The organism is Streptomyces sp. NBC_00569, from assembly GCF_036345255.1.
Lineage (GTDB): Bacteria > Actinomycetota > Actinomycetes > Streptomycetales > Streptomycetaceae > Streptomyces.
On sequence record NZ_CP107783.1, the window covers coordinates 10057674 to 10074416 of the forward strand.

The 16743-nt window shown below is 67.9% G+C and carries 17 protein-coding genes and 3 pseudogenes; 12 read left to right on the forward strand and 8 right to left on the reverse strand.

Going from position 1 to position 16743, the window contains the following annotated elements; all coding sequences use genetic code 11:
- Nucleotides 1–145: 145 nt before the first annotated feature.
- The 3 genes from OHO83_RS45460 to OHO83_RS45470 all read right to left on the reverse strand — a co-directional run bounded on the left by OHO83_RS45460 (nt 146) and on the right by OHO83_RS45470 (nt 3059).
- Nucleotides 146–949 (reverse strand): phosphatidate cytidylyltransferase, encoded by an 804-nt coding sequence (locus OHO83_RS45460; protein ID WP_266681566.1) that lies wholly within the window; start codon nt 947–949, stop codon nt 146–148.
- On the reverse strand, nt 946–2715 hold the full coding sequence (locus tag OHO83_RS45465; protein ID WP_266681568.1) for a histidinol-phosphate aminotransferase family protein: 1770 nt from the start codon (nt 2713–2715) through the stop codon (nt 946–948). The genes OHO83_RS45460 and OHO83_RS45465 overlap by 4 nt, the downstream gene beginning before the upstream one ends.
- A gap of 230 nt (nt 2716–2945) precedes the next feature.
- Nucleotides 2946–3059: a transposase gene (locus OHO83_RS45470; RefSeq protein ID WP_323187166.1), complete on the reverse strand. Its 114-nt coding sequence runs from the start codon at nt 3057–3059 to the stop codon at nt 2946–2948.
- A 133-nt stretch (nt 3060–3192) separates the two neighbouring features.
- Between OHO83_RS45470 and OHO83_RS45475 the strand changes: the two genes are divergently transcribed.
- On the forward strand, nt 3193–3669 hold the full coding sequence (locus OHO83_RS45475; RefSeq protein WP_266681570.1) for a hypothetical protein: 477 nt from the start codon (nt 3193–3195) through the stop codon (nt 3667–3669).
- Nucleotides 3670–4046: 377 nt separating this feature from the next.
- The gene (locus tag OHO83_RS45480; protein WP_266681572.1) at nt 4047–4784 is read left to right on the forward strand and encodes a glucose 1-dehydrogenase; all 738 of its coding nucleotides are present in this window, start codon (nt 4047–4049) and stop codon (nt 4782–4784) included.
- 344 nt (nt 4785–5128) lie between these two features.
- Here OHO83_RS45480 and OHO83_RS45485 read toward each other — a convergent pair whose 3' ends face one another.
- Complete coding sequence (locus OHO83_RS45485) at nt 5129–6259, reverse strand: RNA-guided endonuclease InsQ/TnpB family protein (protein ID WP_266681821.1); 1131 nt, start codon at nt 6257–6259, stop codon at nt 5129–5131.
- 47 nt (nt 6260–6306) lie between these two features.
- On the opposite strand from OHO83_RS45485, the gene tnpA reads away from it, so the two are divergent.
- The 6 genes and pseudogenes from tnpA to OHO83_RS45515 all read left to right on the forward strand — a co-directional run bounded on the left by tnpA (nt 6307) and on the right by OHO83_RS45515 (nt 9909).
- The gene (tnpA, locus tag OHO83_RS45490) at nt 6307–6735 is read left to right on the forward strand and encodes an IS200/IS605 family transposase (RefSeq protein WP_266681574.1); all 429 of its coding nucleotides are present in this window, start codon (nt 6307–6309) and stop codon (nt 6733–6735) included.
- 565 nt (nt 6736–7300) lie between these two features.
- A complete protein-coding gene (locus OHO83_RS45495) occupies nt 7301–7651 on the forward strand; it encodes a hypothetical protein (RefSeq protein ID WP_266681576.1) in 351 nt (116 codons plus the stop codon).
- A gap of 282 nt (nt 7652–7933) precedes the next feature.
- Nucleotides 7934–8108 (forward strand): annotated as a pseudogene (locus tag OHO83_RS45500) (transcriptional regulator); the annotation flags it as partial.
- A 129-nt stretch (nt 8109–8237) separates the two neighbouring features.
- The gene (locus OHO83_RS45505; RefSeq protein WP_266681578.1) at nt 8238–8981 is read left to right on the forward strand and encodes a class I SAM-dependent methyltransferase; all 744 of its coding nucleotides are present in this window, start codon (nt 8238–8240) and stop codon (nt 8979–8981) included.
- A gap of 252 nt (nt 8982–9233) precedes the next feature.
- Nucleotides 9234–9440: a hypothetical protein gene (locus tag OHO83_RS45510; protein WP_266681580.1), complete on the forward strand. Its 207-nt coding sequence runs from the start codon at nt 9234–9236 to the stop codon at nt 9438–9440.
- A 187-nt stretch (nt 9441–9627) separates the two neighbouring features.
- Nucleotides 9628–9909 carry an HU family DNA-binding protein gene (locus OHO83_RS45515; protein ID WP_266681582.1) on the forward strand — a complete coding sequence of 94 codons (282 nt, stop codon included), beginning with the start codon at nt 9628–9630 and terminating at the stop codon, nt 9907–9909.
- A 167-nt stretch (nt 9910–10076) separates the two neighbouring features.
- Here the strand turns inward: OHO83_RS45515 and OHO83_RS45520 are convergent.
- Both OHO83_RS45520 and OHO83_RS45525 read right to left on the reverse strand, forming a co-directional pair.
- Nucleotides 10077–10238, reverse strand: a pseudogene (locus OHO83_RS45520) (sporulation protein); the annotation flags it as partial.
- Nucleotides 10239–10336: 98 nt separating this feature from the next.
- A complete protein-coding gene (locus OHO83_RS45525; protein ID WP_266681584.1) occupies nt 10337–10912 on the reverse strand; it encodes a TetR/AcrR family transcriptional regulator in 576 nt (191 codons plus the stop codon).
- A gap of 80 nt (nt 10913–10992) precedes the next feature.
- Between OHO83_RS45525 and OHO83_RS45530 the strand changes: the two genes are divergently transcribed.
- Nucleotides 10993–11766 carry an oxidoreductase gene (locus OHO83_RS45530; RefSeq protein WP_266681586.1) on the forward strand — a complete coding sequence of 258 codons (774 nt, stop codon included), beginning with the start codon at nt 10993–10995 and terminating at the stop codon, nt 11764–11766.
- A 30-nt stretch (nt 11767–11796) separates the two neighbouring features.
- On the forward strand, nt 11797–12165 hold the full coding sequence (locus OHO83_RS45535; protein WP_266681588.1) for a VOC family protein: 369 nt from the start codon (nt 11797–11799) through the stop codon (nt 12163–12165).
- A 365-nt stretch (nt 12166–12530) separates the two neighbouring features.
- Here OHO83_RS45535 and OHO83_RS45540 read toward each other — a convergent pair whose 3' ends face one another.
- The gene (locus OHO83_RS45540; protein ID WP_266681590.1) at nt 12531–13142 is read right to left on the reverse strand and encodes a TetR/AcrR family transcriptional regulator; all 612 of its coding nucleotides are present in this window, start codon (nt 13140–13142) and stop codon (nt 12531–12533) included.
- 206 nt (nt 13143–13348) lie between these two features.
- On the opposite strand from OHO83_RS45540, the gene OHO83_RS45545 reads away from it, so the two are divergent.
- Nucleotides 13349–13915, forward strand: a complete 567-nt coding sequence (locus tag OHO83_RS45545; RefSeq protein ID WP_266681592.1) for a hypothetical protein — start codon at nt 13349–13351, stop codon at nt 13913–13915.
- A gap of 295 nt (nt 13916–14210) precedes the next feature.
- Nucleotides 14211–14297: pseudogene (locus tag OHO83_RS47205) on the forward strand (helix-turn-helix domain-containing protein); the annotation flags it as partial.
- A 127-nt stretch (nt 14298–14424) separates the two neighbouring features.
- On the opposite strand, the gene OHO83_RS45550 reads toward OHO83_RS47205, so the two are convergent.
- Nucleotides 14425–16260: a hydroxysqualene dehydroxylase gene (locus OHO83_RS45550; RefSeq protein WP_266681594.1), complete on the reverse strand. Its 1836-nt coding sequence runs from the start codon at nt 16258–16260 to the stop codon at nt 14425–14427.
- Nucleotides 16261–16743 lie beyond the last annotated feature (483 nt).

Genomic DNA, 16743 nt, shown 5'->3' on the forward strand with positions numbered 1-16743 from the left:
TGAAGTTCGGGAGAGCAGGGTGTACTCCACGCTGCCGCCGACACCTCTCTTGTCCACCAAGAGAGGCTGTTCTTCCCTCGGGTAGGTGCAACGGAGCCGCTCCGGCTCCGGCGGTCCGAGCATTCCAGCACGCCCGCCGGGCAGTTCACCCCAGCACGATCACGATCACCAACGCCCCTATGAGCGAATCGATTCGGTCCAGCAACCCCCCGGACCCCGCCAGCCACTGCCCCGAGTCCTTCACGCCGGCGCCCCGCTTGACCAGGGACTCCATCAGGTCGCCCGCCGGCCCGCCCACAGCCACCGCGACTGCTGCCGGCCAGTTCCACACCGAGAGCAGCGCGAGCACGCCGAGCCCGGCCGCCGCGCCGCACAGCGTCCCGCTCCATCGCTTCGCCGGGGACAGCGGCGACAGATGGGGCCCGCCCAGCCGTTGCCCGGCAAAGTAGGCCACCACGTCGGCCACCGACACCGCCGCGAACAGCGCCAGCGCCAGGGTCCCGAGCGGCACCAGTGCGGCCAGCGTGCCGAGCCAGACCAGCCCGAGCAGGCCGGTGTTGAGCCGGCGCAGGCCCTGTTCGGCGTCGCCGGTCACCACCGGTAGGGCGGCTAGAACGAGCGCACTGACGGCGCCCATGCGCCACGTCTGGTCGGGGGCCAAGGCAGCGGCGACGATCAGGCCCGGCACGGCCGTGGCGAGCACCGCGCGGTCGATGCGCGGCAGCCGGGTCAGCGCACCGAACTCCAGCACCGCGATCACCGCGACGACCCCGGCGAGCAGGGCGACACCAGGCCGCCCCCACCAGAACGCGGCGGTCACCACGGGCACGCCGACCGCCCATGCACACCACCTGACCATCAATGCGCGCCGCCGGGACACCCCGACCGCCACACCGCTCACCAGCAGGGCACCGCCCAGCCACGGTGCCAGCGAGGACACACCGATCACCTGGCGACTCCGGCGGCGGGGGCAGACCTGGCAGGGGCGGCGCAGGCGGTGCGCAGGGCGGTAAGAGCGGACCGGTACGCGGCGACGATGCGCGTGTTCTGCGCGGTGTCCCGGACGGCGACGCGCACGGTGCGGCCCTCGTAGGCGGCGGAGAGCGGCGACAGGTCGCGCAGATACACGTCGTGGCGTCGGCACTCGGCGACCAGGGCTGCGGCGCTCGGTCCGGCCGCCGGCAGGGTCAGCGAAAGGAAGTTCGCCACCGACTCCTCCACCACCACCGACGCGTCCACCGCGGCCAGATCCGAGGCGAGTTGCCGGCGCAGGTCCTGTGTGTGCCGCAGCCGGTCGGCGTAGTAGGCCGGGTCGCGCAGCGCGGCCACGGCGGCGAGCTGGGCCGGGAGCCCGACTGCCCACGGCGGCGTCCACCGGCGCAGCTCCGCCGCCGTCTCCGGCTCGGCGACCAGGTAGGCGGCCCGCACGCCGGACAGGGCGTACGTCTTCGACATCGAGGTGCACACCACGGCCCGCGGGTCGGTCGCGGCGAACGAGGCGAGTGACTCGGCGGGATCCACGTACCCGAGGTACGCCTCGTCGATCCACCAACGGGTCCGCGCCGGCGCGGCGGCGATCACCGTGCGCAGCTCGGCGGCCGGCGCGTGGCGACCGGTGGGGTTGTTCGGGTTGACCACGACCACGAGATCGTATTCCTGGGCCGCAACGACCGCCGACAGCCGCTGCGGATCGATCCGCCAGCCCTCCTCGCGCCGCAACCGGAACCGGTCCACGCGGCAGCCGATCACCCGCTCGGTGACATGGGCGTACTCGCCGTACCCCGGGTCCATCAGCAAGACCCGGCTCGCCGGTGTCAACCACCGGCCGAAAGCCCGGAAGATCAGGTCGGAGGAGCCGGCGCCGACGGTGAGCGTCTCGGCGGGCAGCGCGCGGGCGGCGGCGATCTCCGCGAGCAGCCCCTCCGCACTGGTCGGTGGGGAGGTACGGGCGACCCACCCGGCGTCCTGCGCGAGCGCGGCGCGCGCACCGGGGGCCGGCGCGAACCAGGCGTCGAGCACGTCGGCCGCGACCACCCTTCTCCGCCGATCCAGGTTGCGGAAGTCCGTGCCGATCGCGGTGAACGAGGCCCCGCCGTGCTCGCAGCCGTCCGGCCGGGGCGCGAACGACACGTCCAGCCGCCAGTCCACGCCGGCCGCCAGCCGGGCCAGAGTCGCGGCGTGCCGGCCCGTCGTGCCCCGCGTCAGCTCCGCCACCTCCCCGGTGAGCACCTCGAATTCGACCGCGCCGCTGCGGACGGTTCGGCCGACAGACCGTAGGCCTGCTGCTCGGTACATGCCGACCAGGTCGGCGCGGCCCATCGCCACCACTCGCCGCCCGCCCCGGGACGCGGTCCAGCGCAGCGCCGCGTACATCAAAAGGGCAGCCGCCGCACCGGCCCGCTCGTCCGGCTCGACGGTGAGCAGGCGTACCTCGAAGACGTCGGCCTCGTCCAGGAGCGGCAGTTCCGCGCGGGTCAGGTACTTGTCGAGCCCGTACCGGCCCACCCAGGGCGGCGTCACGCTGACGAACCCGACACGGACCGGGCCGCGAGCCGCTACCAGGTAGACGTTGTCGCCGTCGAGCCCGTCGACCAGCCGCCCTTCGGCATTGGCCGCGTGCTGGCCCAACTCCTCCGCGTAGACCCGGTGCCGCAGTTCATGGATCCAGGAAAGGTCGTCCGCGGTGGCGGGACGCAGGCTCAGAGGACAGTTCATCAGGACCTCTCGTAGGGGAGTGCGGAAGGTCAGTGTGCCGAGGGCCGGCCGGCGTCAGCAGGGGCGAGCACCTCAGGGGAGGTGAGTACGCGTACTCAGGCGATCCCGCCCGTGGTGCCGCGGCACCCTGACCGACTGCGAGTTGATGATCGCCGTCGTCGGCTCTGCGACCGCCCCTCGGCCTCACGGGCCAGGCCGCGCAGCCGGTCGTGGAACGCCTCGGCCACGCTTTACTTGCGCCACCGCCGAAAGAACGCGTAGGCGCGGTCCCAGGCGGGGAAGTCGACCGGCATACTGCGCCACTTGATCTCGTTGTCAGTGACATAGAAGACCGCATCCAGCATCTGCCGATGGCAGTAGCCCTCCGGCTACCCACCCCGCCCCGGTCCTCCAGTCAGGCCGGCACCGGCATGGCGTCGCGCACCACCGCCGGCGCTGAGAGCCGTCACGCGGTCCGGGACGAAACGCCGTCAGCTGATGGTCGGACGGGTCAACCCCAATGGGCCCCTGACGGGGCGTACGACGGACAGGACCGAGCAGTACACCGAAGACGTCGTGCACACCCCGCACCACGCGTATCGGCGGGCACGCGGCTCGGACGGCGCGTGGCAAGAGTTCCCGGCATCGACGGCCCAGGGCGCCATCCCCGCTGACCGGCTTCGGCAGCACATGCGTCTCGTACTCGACCAGGGCGGCAAAGTAGGCGAGGGCAACGAGCCCGTGCGTGTCTCGGCCCGCCTCACGCCCAAAGACGTCGAATCGGTCGACAAGTCCGTAGGCCGCAATCTGCCTCCCTCTACATCAATCAGGACCGACGTGTGGATCAAAAGGCAGGGCCGCGTCGCACGCGTACGCCAGGACATTCAATTCGCGTCCGGCCCCGTCGTCCGCAATACGCTCACGCTCAGCCATTTCAGGCGTGCCGTGTCTGTGAGCACGCCGGTTGATTCCTGATCGTTTTTCGGTAGTTCTCTGACCGACAAGGTTGGCCTGGGGTCTGTCCGGCGGATCATGCTGGTCGGCCCACCGGCACTGACTTGCTGTATCGCCCCCCGGAGGAGCTGGGTGAAGCAGGCTGGGTTCGTGGCTTTGCCGATGACAAGGAACAGCGCATGCCGGTGATCTCCGGCAGCGGTTCCTGCTCCGCGGGCCCGAGAATGCCGGTGGTTTTGACGCCGCCTCGGGGTACGGGAGCGGCCGTGGGGGAGGCTCGTTGGACGAGCACGGGTGGCCGAGGTTCGTATCGCGCTCGGCGAAAGCCGTCCAGCAGGAGCAGTGGCACCAGTACGTTCGAAGTTCCCAGATCATCTTTTTGCCGGCGTGGAGGAACAATGCTCAAAGACATGACTGCCGTCGTCACGGGCGGTTCCCGAGGGATCGGCCGGGCGATTGTTGAACGCTTGTGCCGCGACGGAGCGGACGTGGTCTTCAACTACTCCACCAGCGAGGAAGCCGCAGCCGACGTAGTCCGCGTCGTTCAGGCGGACGGCGGCAAGGTCCGAGCAATCCGGCTGGACCTGAAGGAACCGGATGCGCCGGAGCGGCTTATGGAAGCTGCCGAGGCGGATTTCGGCAGCCTGAACATCCTGGTCAACAACGCCGCGATGTCCTTCAGCCCGGCCCCGATCGCCGAGACCGAAGCGGAGGTGTTCGACAGCGTGATGGCAGTCAACACCAGGTCAGTCTTCTTGACGATGCGTTACGCAGCCAGGCAGATGCGCGACGGCGGGCGGATCGTGAACATCTCCACCATGAACACCGTGCGTCCCGTGCCAGGCATCGGGCCGTACGCCGCCAGCAAAGGCGCGATCGAGCAGCTCACCGCGGTCGCTGCCCGGGAGCTCGGCCCACGTGGCATCACGGTCAACACTGTCTCTCCCGGCGCGACCGACACTGACCTGCTCCATGGAGCCAACCCCCCACAAGCTCTCCAAGCGGTCATCGGTATGACCCCCCTTGGCCGGCTGGGGCAACCGTCCGACGTGGCCGATGTCGTCGCGTTTCTCGCGGGTCCGGACGGCGGGTGGATCACAGGCCAGAACCTGCGGGCCACGGGCGGACTGGCTTGAGACCAACCTGCGATCCCGGTGTTGGACCAACGCCGAACCAAACGGCAAACAGCGTCTTCGGCGCCATCCATGCCCCCTCACCACGCAGTGCACTTCGATGCTCCCACCGCAAGCACCCAGGTGGTGTCGAAACTTATCGATACCGTTCCCCGACGAGACCGGGTGCTGCCGCCACTGACCGACAGGCGCTGTCACTACTCACCCACATAGCCAGGCCCGACGAAAAATAGGGCCCCCGATGGGCAGCTGATCTCTCCGAGCGTCAACTTGACCCGGCCCTCAAGGACCGGGCTTGGAGGTAGCGCCCAACTGGCTGCTGGGTTGGCTCCTCCGTCCAGACACCGTTATGGGGTGGCAGGGACGCGTGACTCACGCCCCGCAGTCCACACAGCCTCGCCCTTGCGGGCGATGTTGTGGGAAGCATTCCGATCTGCGTGGGCAACGACCCCGCAGTTCCGACAGATGAAGAGGGCCTGGCTTGCCCGGTTCTTCTTGTCGATGTGGCCGCACTGGCAGCACTGCTGCGAGGTGTAGGCGGGATCAGCGAAGACCAGAGGCACGCCTGCCCGCTTGGCCTTGTAGACGATGAAGTCTCCGAGCTGGGCAAAGGCCCAGGAGTGGAGTTGGACCCGTTGGGGCTTGCGGAGCCGTACCCTCTGCCGGATTCCCTTGAGTACTTCCAGGGAGATCCCGGCCGAGGTGCGTTCAGCCTCGGTCACGATCGTCTTGGCGATGATGTGGTTCTGGTTCTTCGTGTGGCGCCGTTCGCGCTGGTTGCGATTCTTCAACAGCCGCTTGGCGGACTTGGTGCCCTTGGCCTGGAGTTTCTTGCGCAGGGCGAGTTGACGCTTGCGGTAGCGGCCCAGGCCACGCCCGGCGGCCTGGTATCCGGTGGACGTGGTGGCGATGTTGACGATGCCGAGGTCCACGCCGATGAAGCCATCCGGCTCGTACTGCTCGGCCTCGGGGACCTCGCAGGTCGCGAGCAGGTAGAACACCCCGTCACGCTCGAGCAGGTCCGATTCGCCCTGCCGGTGGTCGCGGAGCGTCTTGAGCGCGTCGGTGGAACAAGCGAAGCGGACGTTCTTGATGCGCCCCGAGGTTGTCCAAATGCTCACGGTCTGCGCGTCGTACTGCCAGCTCAAACACCGGTCGTCATACGGTTGCGCGGCCTCGGGCCGGAAGGCGATCGGCTTGGACTCGGCCTTGGTACGGCGCTTCGATCCAGGCTTGCTGAGGTTCCCGGCGCGGATGTTGGCCCTGAGCGTCGTGTAGGCATCGCGGGTCTTCTTGATGACGTGCTGGGCGGCCTGCGCCCCCAGTCCCCGCGACCGCAGTTCACCGTAGGTGTGCTTGCGCAGCTCGTACTCCCGCGGGACACCGTGCTCGAACGCCACCGCCGACACCCAGTTCGCGGCCTCGTTGACCGTGTGCAGCGTCACCGACAACGCGGCAGCCTGCTCAGCCTCCGGCATCAGCTTCACCTGCACGACAAGCTTCACGCGGACGATCGTAACGGTCCATGTCACCACGCTGGGAGTCAAACCCCCATATTCGTAGGGGTCGCACGGTCATCTACACCCACCACGCCCCTTTGGTCTTCACACCCAAGCATCTGCGCGGACCGTTCACCGACGAGATCCTTCGACGCTGCGAGGAAGTCATGCGGGCCGTGTGCGCGGACTTCGGGACCGAGTTGGTGGAGTTCAACGGTGAGACCGATCACGTCCACCTGCTCGTGCACCACCCGCCCAAGGTCTCCCTGTCCCGGCTGGTCGGCTCCCTCAAGGGCGTCTCCGCCCGCAGGCTCCGTCAGGAGTTCCCCGGCCACATCCGCAAGTACCTGTGGGGCGACCACTTGTTGTCCCCGTCCGACTTCGCCGCGTCCTGCGGCGGCGCATCAATGGCGATCATCAAGGAGTACATCGAGAACCAGAAGCGTCCCGACTGAGGCCAACAGCGCGGATCCGTGCACCCGTGCGAGTCACCCCCATCTTGAGAAGCACTTCCTCCCGGGCGTGAACGCCCAGGGTCCCGCGCTAGATCATGCTGAAGATCTCTTCCATGGCGCGCGAGTCTACGATCGCCCCTCCGGCCGCGAGCAGGCGCACCAGGACGATTGCGAGACATGAAGGCCCGGGCTTGAGTGAGACCATCGGCTCTCAGCGTCTCAGCCGAGTCCAGGCGCTGCAGTTCAGGGGCTGGCTCGGCGAGATTGAAGGACTCCGGGTCAGTCTGGCCGGAGCCGGGAACAAGTTCGGGTAGATCGATCGGAGATCCTCCAGCATGACTACCGTCGACCTTGGCCTTTCCGCCGTCCGAATCGAGGAGAGCTGAGCGACGCCGAACACGAGCGGCCGATCCGAGACCTCAGCAGCTGGACAATCGATCGTCTCGAAGCCTTCGCGGCCGCCCCGCAGGGCCAGGAGCTGGAGCGCATCAGAGTTGTCGCCCAGTGCCACGCGTACGGATCCGATGGGCCGCGAAGCGTCCGGCTGCGCTGGGCCAAGCTGTCCTTGAACGCCAACGAACGGATTCTTGGTGGCAACTCCTGGAGTGACGCCCGAAAGAGCTGCCAGAACTTCGCGCTACGTACCTGGATCATCGAACATCTCGGCCCCGGCACCGACCGAGACTGGGATCCCGAAGCACTTGCCGCCGACACGCTGGCAGCACTCACCCTCGACCCCGGCCAGGCCGGCACGCTGTCCGCCAACTGGCATGACCTCCCGACCGGACAGATTGGCGAACTGCGGCGACACAAGAACATGACGGCTCACCTGGATGGGCTGATGGCCTTCATCCCGTCAGGACCGACGAAGGACCGGCTCAACTCCTGGACTGAAGTGCGCAAGCAACTGCCATGAGTCACCGCTCTGACAGCAATCGCGGCACGCAACTGCCTAGCACAGGGAGGTGACCAGGCCAAACGAGATGGCTCCGCTCGGAACGGCGTGGGGCATTGAGGGACCTGCGAGACGTGCTCTGAGACCTCCGGGCTATGGCCGGGAAGGGTGGCAGGCACCCGCGCATGCTTCCGGGCCTTTCCCCGGGTGCTGCCGGGAGGCCGGTCCCTCCTGGAGAAGGTGTGGGCGGTGTCAGCCGCTGATGGCCGGGGGACGCTTGAGCGTCGAGCGTCCATCCAGCGGGAAGCCCGCCTCAAGTGGACCCGGCCGTGAACTGCCGCCCGGCGAGCGCGAGGTGACCGCGCTCGACATCAACGGCGCCTATCTGTCCGCACTCAAGACCCATTTCCTGCTCGGGCAGCTGGATTGCTCCGCCGGTTTCGATCACGATCGGCGCCGCGCCGGCGTCCACCTGATCATCCTACGCACTGGGACATGACGCGCTCACCAGTGTCAGCATGACAATGACTGGCTCCTTCTGATCCTTCCTCGGAGCAGGCGAAAAATTCGTTGGACATCGCATGGGTCAGCGGCGAGCGTTGACGGAATGCAGCAGCAGAAGATCTGGGACGCCGATGTCGCTCAGCGCTATGACACGCCCGGCTCCGGCATGTTCGCGCCCGGGGTCTTGGGGCCGACCGTGGACCGTCTCGCCCAGCTCGCCGAGGGGGGAGCAGCGCTTGAGTTCGCCATCGGGACCGGCCGGGTAGCGGTCCCGCTCGCCGGGCGAGGAGTCTCTGTCACTGGCATCGAGCTGTCGCTTCCGATGGTGGAGCAACTGCGAGCCAAGGCAGATGAAGCAACGATCCCGGTGATCATTGGTGACATGGCGACCACCGTCGCCCCCGGGAAGTACACCCTCGTCTACCTCGTGTACAACACGATCTCCAACCTGCTCACTCAGGATGAGCAAGTCCAGTGCTTCCGCAACGCTGCCCGCCATCTTGCGCCTGGTGGTCGGTTCGTGATCGAACTCTGGGTACCCGAGCTACGCAAACTCCCACCGGGCCAAATGGCCACCGTCTGGCATTCCGAACCCGGCTACATCGGGTTGGACACCTACGACGTCCTGCGCCAGCACGTGGTATCGCACCACTTCCGTTTCGATGAGACTGAGCAGGCGCGGTTGTTCCGGAGCCCTCATCGCTATATCTGGCCGGCCGAACTCGACCTGATGGCTCAGCTGGCCGGATTCGAACTGGAGACCAGGCATGCGGACTGGGCCAGCGCCGCATTCACCGCCGAGTCGCGTTCTCACGTCTCCGTCTACCGAATCCCGACAGCAGTGTAGGTCCGCATAGCCGCTACAGTTCGTCCCTGGTACGTCCTCCAGCTCCCGTTTCACCGGCTGCGCACGAGGAACGGCGCGGCCCCACTTCGGTAGCCCGGGTAACTTCGTGGTTGCTCACCGCCGGGCCGCGCTCGTCCTGACCCTCGTGGCGCGGCCAGCCCTCCTTGATCACTTGTGTGATCGTGGGCAATGCTGAGCGCGTCCCGCGCAGTCCTGTCGATCGCGCGGATTGTCCAAGTGATTGAAGGATGCATGCCCGAGACTCAGTTGAACCATCGCGGTGACCAGGCGAGCCCGGCTGCTGGTCTGCTGCCGCCGCAATGGCAGAACCTGTTCGTCGCGCCCGCCTTCCCGGAGAGCTTCGCCGAAGAAGCCGAGCAGGACTGGAGCGAGGAGCAAGCTCCACCGGTGCAGCGCCACGCCCACGGGGCCCGGCGCCCCCACCGACGCAGCGCCTGAGCCGGTTTCTTCGTTCCGCGCTCGCTTCGCGCGTGGGACGTTCTTCGTGGCTTGCGGCGTTTGAGCCGGCCGTTACTGACTCGGCTGCCCGATGCATTGTCAGTGGCGGCTGGCAGCATGGGTGACTTGATCTGTCCCTGTTCCCTGGCGGACTGGGGCGCCCCCACATGTGATTTGGAGTACCGATATGACCCGCAGTGAACTGGTGGCCGCCCTGGCCGACCGCGCCGAGGTGAGCCGTAAGGACGCCGACGCCGTGCTGGCTGCGTTCGCCGAGACGGTCGGCGACATCGTCGCCAAGGGCGACGAGAAGGTCACCATCCCCGGCTTTTTGACCTTCGAGCGCACCCACCGTGCCGCGCGCGAGGGCCGCAACCCGGCCTCGGGTGAGCCGATGACCATCCCCGCCGGCTACAGCGTCAAGGTCTCTGCCGGCTCCAAGCTCAAGGAAGCCGCCAAGGGCAAGTAAGTCTTCTCGGCAAGGGCGGGGCGGCCACTCGGATCCCGGTGGCCGCCCCCGCCTATGGGCTGGACGCCATGCCCGATGTGCGTGGAAGTCTCAGGCCTTGGCTAGGAGGTGGAGCAGTTGGCCACGCTGTATCTCCGGATATGCGATGGCGAAGTGCGGACACGGCATCGCGGCGCACTGGGGGCGGTCGTCTGGCCCGTGGCACGGTTGAAGGCGCCCTGGGCCATGTCGGCGGCCTCGCTCGCGAAGCCGCGCATGAGGGCCTGCATGGCCATGGTGGTGAGCACGTGGCAGCCCAGCTGTACGTCGCCGTCGCCGCGGGCGAGGCGCGAGCCACAAGTCCCTTCCCCCTGCGCGCCAACGATCCTGGAGATCGCGCAGATCGGCGGCGCCTCCTGCAGTCCCGTGCCCGCCGCGGGCGCGCTTCTCAGCTGGTGCCGTTCGCGGTGTAGCGCAGTCCGTCGCACAGGAGTGCAGCGATGCACTTCGCGTCGTCCTCCCATCCGGTGGCGCGCATCCCGCAGATGCCGCCGAGCGCGCGCAGGACGATCCGGCCACTGATGTCATCACGCAGGAGACGAGCTTCTACCCCTGCGGCCAGCAGCTGGTTGAGGGCTTCTGCCATGTCGTCGCGTGCTGTCTCGAAGACCGGCGAGTCCGTCGCCATGATGCCTTCCAGTGCTTCTCCCATGCCCTTACTGGTGGCCGAGTGCTGCACGAGCAGTAGCAGGAAGGCACGGAGCGCCTCGTCCGCAGGTCGCTCGGCGAGCAGGCGCGCGGGGGCGGCGCAGAGTTCGGAAACCTCCTGGCGGTACACCGCGGCGACGAGCGCTTCCCGGGTGTCGAAGTGCCGGTAGAGGGTGCCGACCGCCACCCCGGCCCGCTGGGCGATCTCCTCCACATGTGCGTCGGTGTCACCGGCCAGGAAAGCCTCGCGGGCCGCCGCCAGGAGGGCTTCCCGGTTGCGGCGGGCATCAGCGCGCAAAGGGCGTGACGAGGGCAACGCTACTCCTAAGGTGAGTCTGGTTCCGTTTATGTGTACCGTTTCCGGAGTCGGGTTCACCTTACCGAAGGAGTACGCACATGACCGTCGTGGACGAGGGCCTCGAAGGGCTGCGGGTGCTGGTGACCGGTGGCAGTCGCGGGCTGGGTGTCGCCACCGTGCGCCGCTTCGCCGCGGCCGGTGCCACCGTGCTCGCTGCCTCGCGCACCGCACCCCCCGAGGATGTGCCCGCCACGTTCATCCCCGCCGACCTGCGCACCGAACAAGGGGTGGCAGAGCTCGGCCGCCAGGTGCTCGAGGACTTCGGCGGCGTCGATGTCCTGGTCAACAACGCAGGGGCCGCGACCCCCTCGGCGCCGACCTTGGAGCGCTCTGACGCCTCCTGGCTCGCGGACCTGGACATGAACCTGCTCAGCGCGGTCCGTCTCGACCGGGCCCTGGTACCGGGGATGGTCGAGCGCGGTTCCGGAGTCGTCGTCCACGTTTCCTCCATCGCCAGCCAGCTACCCCAGCCCGCCGACATCTCTTACGCCGCCGCCAAGGCGGCGCTCAACGTCTACAGCCGCGAACTGGCGACCTCGGTCGGCAAGGACGGTGTCCGCGTGGTGTGCGTACTGCCGGGCTTCGTCGTCACGGAAGGGGCTGTCGCCCACCTCCAGCAGATGGCCGACAGCCAGGGCGTGGGATACGACGACGTCGAGCGGCAGATCGTGGAACACCTGAAGGTCCCGATGGGGCGCCCCGGCGAGCCCGAGGACGTCGCTGAGATGATCGCGTTCCTCGCCTCCAGCCGCGCTAAGTGGCTCACTGGCGCCCAGTTTCGCGTCGACGGCGGCATCATCCCGACCGTCTGATCCGCCCCCACATCACTCAGGGAGACCACTATGAACTTCAACCTGACGGCACTGATCGTGGACAGCGCGGACCTCGAGAGTGAGAGCGCGTTCTGGCACCACCTGCTCGACGGCTCCCTCACCAAGACGCCGACTCACCACTTCCTGCACGTCGATGGACTGCCCTTCATCGTCATCCAGGACGCGCCCGAGCACGTACCCCCGCAGTGGCCCGACGGGAATGCGCAGCAGATGCACTTCGACCTCGCCACCGACGATCCAGCCACTGCGGACCAACGTGTACTCGCCGCGGGCGGCCGGCGTCTGCGTCCCACCGACGATATTCCCGCCACCGGCACACCAGGCTCGCGGGTATACGCCAGCCCGGCCGGGCACCCCTTCTGCATCCGGCCGGCCTGACCGCACTCATCGGCGGAAGCTGTGCGGGCGGGGTGCAGCGGAGCGATCTGTGAGCCCTGAACTCCCGCTCAATGCGGGGCCGTTCGGTCGCCCAGGCCGGTGAGGAGGACGGTAAGGATACGGCGCAGCCGGGGCGGTCGAAAAGTGAGGCGGTAGTCCTGCTGGTCGGAGCTGGGGCAGAGAAGCGCGTGCTGGGGGCATGGGGAACGGGGGCGATCCACCAGCGGGAGCCTGCTTGCGACTCGCTCCACTGTCAGGCGAAGTATGGAACAGAACTGCCTTGCTCGGCCCGGCGTATGACGGGATAGTTCACAGGCGCTGACGGTGTCGTCGCCTCGCTCAGCAGGGCTCGGCAGAACTCCGGCTCAGGTGGGCGAGTCCGGTCCAGGCGTCGGGGCTGTGCCCGTCTTCAAGATGCCTTCGACGCCATGCAGGAACGTCTCGCAGATCAGCGCCGGGTCGAAGAGACAGCCGGCTGTCATGGCGCCGTCCCGGAGCATGGCGAAGTGTCGGCCTGCCGCGTCGGCAGGCGTGCAGCCGGCCTCCGCCATCAGCTGCGTGGCGGTTTCCAGGAACCATTGCCGATGGGCCAGCACGGCTCGGTGGACCGGATGTGCCGGGTCGGGATACTCGGCAGCCGCGTTCAGGAAGGCACATCCGCGGAAGCCGGGGTGCTGGATGCTTTCGGCGATGGATCGGCTGACAGCCCGGACTGTCTCGACCGCTGGCAGGCCCTTGCCCCGGGTGGCCGCGACCTGCTCCCGGACGCCCTGATCGGCCTGCTGGAGGTAGGAAAGGATCAGCTCTTCCTTTCCCTTGAAATGCCGGTACAGGGTGGCGCGAGTGACCTCGGCCTCCGAGATGATCCGGTCCACGCCGACGGAGTGGATCCCCTCGGCGTAGAAGATCCGGGTCGCCGTGTTGAGCAGCCGCGACCGCACCTCGGACGTTCTCCCGCCTTTTGTGCTCGCACTCATGGCGCCCACGGTATCAGCCGATGGGGGAGAACGTTCGGTCTTGACAGTGGAGTGCGGGCGCCTTTAGATGAAAAGCGAGACCGAACGTTCTCCCCCTCTTGGAGATTGGGGACTAGCGACAAAGGGGCACGGCGCGCATCCGCACAGGCCATGCCGCCCGACAACCCAACCCGCCCGCAGCATCCGCTTGAACCGAAAGGACCCCCATGGACACCTCCGTCGCCGCCCCCGCCCCAACCACGAGCGCCTCCGTGGCGCTGCGCCATCTGTACTTCCTGCGCTTCGCGTTCGCCGTCGTATGGGCTGCCCTGTTGTTCACCTCCGCCCACGACCTGGGCGCCCTCAGTGCAACGCTGCTGGTGGTCTACCCCTTGTTCGACGTCGCGTGCGCAGTCGTTGACGTCAGGTCCGCCAAGGCGAACCGCGGACCGGTGCGCGGTCTCTACGCGAACATCGCGCTCAGCACCCTCACCGCCGCAGGCCTGGTGGCCTCCTCTGCCTCCGGCATCCCGGCCGTCCTGCGCGTCTGGGGCGCCTGGGCCATCACCGCGGGTCTCGTCCAGCTGATCGTCGGTGTCCTGCGACGCAGCATGGGAGGACAGTGGCCAATGATCGCCAGTGGTGCCATCTCCACCCTCGCCGGAGCCTCCTTCATCGCCCAGGCCGGCAAGGACAACGCCTCCCTGAGCGCTCTGGCTGGCTACGCCTTCCTCGGTGGGGTCTTCTTCCTCATCTCCGCACTCCGTCTGGGGCGAGCCAACAAGACCACATGACTTTTGTGAGCGTGTGTGGTGGTGTCAGCGGGTTGGGCGGCAGCCGGATCGGAGTGGGAAAGTAGCGTCTTGAGCTGGCCTCTTGCCGTGTTGGAGGTAGAGAACTCGGCTGTCATGGCGTGATGAAGTCGCCGCCGTGACAGGCGAGTTCGGCCTTGCGCACGGGGATTCTGGCTGACACGAGGACGCGTATTCCTGTGCTATCCGGTGGAGCGACGGCGTGTGCTGGAGATCTTTAAGAGTGCGGGAAACGTGGGGTCGTGACGGCTGTCGTGGTCCGCGCTATGCCGTAGGGATGAGGTATGTCGATGGTGGAGGGATGACCGCTCAGGAACGAGGTCGGCGTGAGCGGGTCCGGCTGGCGGCCGCCGATCTGATCGATCTTCTCGTTGGCGGTGGCCCCCGCCGCCCGGCGCGGTGCGGATGCTCCAGCAGCGCCACGCCGTTTCGGTCCAAGGGCCGCGGCCGCTCGGGGGAGCAGCCCTTCCGGCGCAATTCGGTACCGAGTACTACCCCAGGTCGAAGGTGTTGGGCAGCCCCAGCCGATAGCGCGCCTCGTCGACCCGCTTCAAGGGCTCCATCTCCGGCGGCCGGAACAACTCCCAGATGTGACACCGCTCGGCGCCCGAATTATCCGCGTCCAGGAGTGCGTTGACCGCCCGTCGCGCGGACTCGTTGGCGCCCTCCATGGTCGCCAGGTCCACATCCGTACGGACGTAGTCGCCCGCGAGGAAGAAGTTCGGCACCGCCGTCCTCGCCGAAGGGCGGTGGTAGAGGGTGCCGGTGGGGTGGATGAGGAGCTGTTCGCGGTTGTGCGGGTCGGGGCCGCCGAGGCCCGTCACCGCCGGGTCCATGAACCAGCCGAGCCGGTCCTCGTCTCTGAGCGTCGTCTTGCCGGAGTCGTTCAGCCCGTCCTTCAGCTGAGCCCACAGTTCGGCGACGATCTCGTCCTTGGTGCACTCACGGGCCGTCTTGCCGTAGAGGATGCCGGGCTTGTCCCACTCGGAGATGATCGCGGACAGGCACTCGTGGGCCTGCCCGTCTCCGTAGTCGCGCGAGAAGTCCCGTCCGTCCCAGAACTGCGTCTGGCCGATTCCGGTGACCGCCCACGGTGAGTCGAGGCAGTTGATGTGGCCGTGTACGACGGGGGTGGGCGTGCGCAGGTAGAACATCACGCCGGTCATCCAGTCCGTCTTCAGCGCGTCGCACCGCCCAAGCTGCGGGTCGGCGGCGCGCAAGGCCGGGCCCCAGGTCACGCGGGCGTGCTCGACGGGGAGGGCGCAGATGTAGTGGTCGGCGGTGATGGTGCGCTGCTGGCTGCCGTCGCGCGCCGCCACCCGTGCGCCTGTCACCCGGCCGCCGCCGTACACCACCTCCCGAACCTCGGTGTCGAACACGAACTCGACGCCCAGGGAGCGCAGGCGCGTCTCCCAGGGGTCGATCCACGCCTCGCTGGTCGGGGCGTTCAGCACTCGGTCGATGTCCGCGTCGCCGTCCATGCCGCGGCCGAGCAGGCCCCACAGGATGAGGGCCTCGATGATGACGCGGCCCACGGTGCGGGTGGAGGCGACCTCGGCGCGGGTGGCGACGAGGTTGCGGGTCTGGCCGATGCCGAGGAGCACCTGGTACTCGCGGCTCATCTCGCCGGCCCGGATGAAGTCCCACCATGCGACCTTCTCCCACTGGTCCTCGCGGCGGGCGTCGCAACTGGTGAGGTGGACCAGGAGGCGGTCGGCGAAGTAGGCGGCCTCGTGGGCAGGCAGGTGAGTGGCGAGGTCCAGCACCGACAGGATCTGGTCGCGAATCCAAGAGGGGGTGAGGTCCCCGGGGGCGGGCAGGGTGGTGAGCCGGCGCAGTGGGAAGTGCAGGTCCGGGCGGCCCGAGCTGCGCGCGAACAACTCCTCCGTACCACCGCGGAGGTTGCCGTGGACGCCGCTGGCGTTGCCGGGGAAGGGGATCCGGCGCATGGTGTCCGGCAGGTTCCGGTAGAAGCCCGGGAAGAAGCGGAAGCCGTGCTCGCCGGGAAGCGGCTTGCGGTCACCCGTTCCGGTCCCGGGGACGTCCATGGAGCGGGCCTTGCCGCCGAGAGTGTCGTAGTACTCGTAGACCGTGACCTCGTAGCCGCGCTCGGCGAGTTCGTGGGCCGCGCTGAGGCCGGAGACCCCGCCGCCGAGGACGGCGACGCGTTTGCCGGAGGAGGCCGCGGCCGCGCTGCCGGCAGCCCCTAAGGCGCCGACCGTTCCCCCGCCGACGACCCCGGCGACCGCTCGCCCGGTCGCCGTCAGGAAGCTTCTGCGGCTGTGTCCGTTGTGCCCCTGAGACTGCTGCGCGTGTTCTGTTGTCATGAGTACCGGACGGTAGGGAGGGGCTCCGGAAGCCGGAAGCCCTATTCCCTGTCACCCACAGCACCCTCACAAACACAAGGAGACAGTGATGTCGAGCGTGTTCGTGCAACCGGCCCGTCGACTCCTCTCCGCGGCTCGCACCTGAAGTACGGCGCGGGGCGGCGGGCTGTACCTGTTCGAGTAACGATCCGAATCCGACGTGCGATGCACGCCTGACTCCGCCCGGCCGACCTCGCGATCATCTGCCGAATCTGAGGGTGATGACTGGAGGGACCGGCTGTTGACTAGTGCTTCTAGTGGTCGGTTCCGGATCGGTGGCTACGGCCTGAGCTGGCATTCGTGGGGCTAAGACCGTGTCCTACATGGCGAGTTGGGGTAGGCGCCGTGCCCTCTATGAGGAGTGGGGAATGGTCCTGGATTGTTCCGGATGGTTCGTGGGAGATCGCCGAGCCGATACTGCCGACGGCGCGGGTGCGGCCGCCT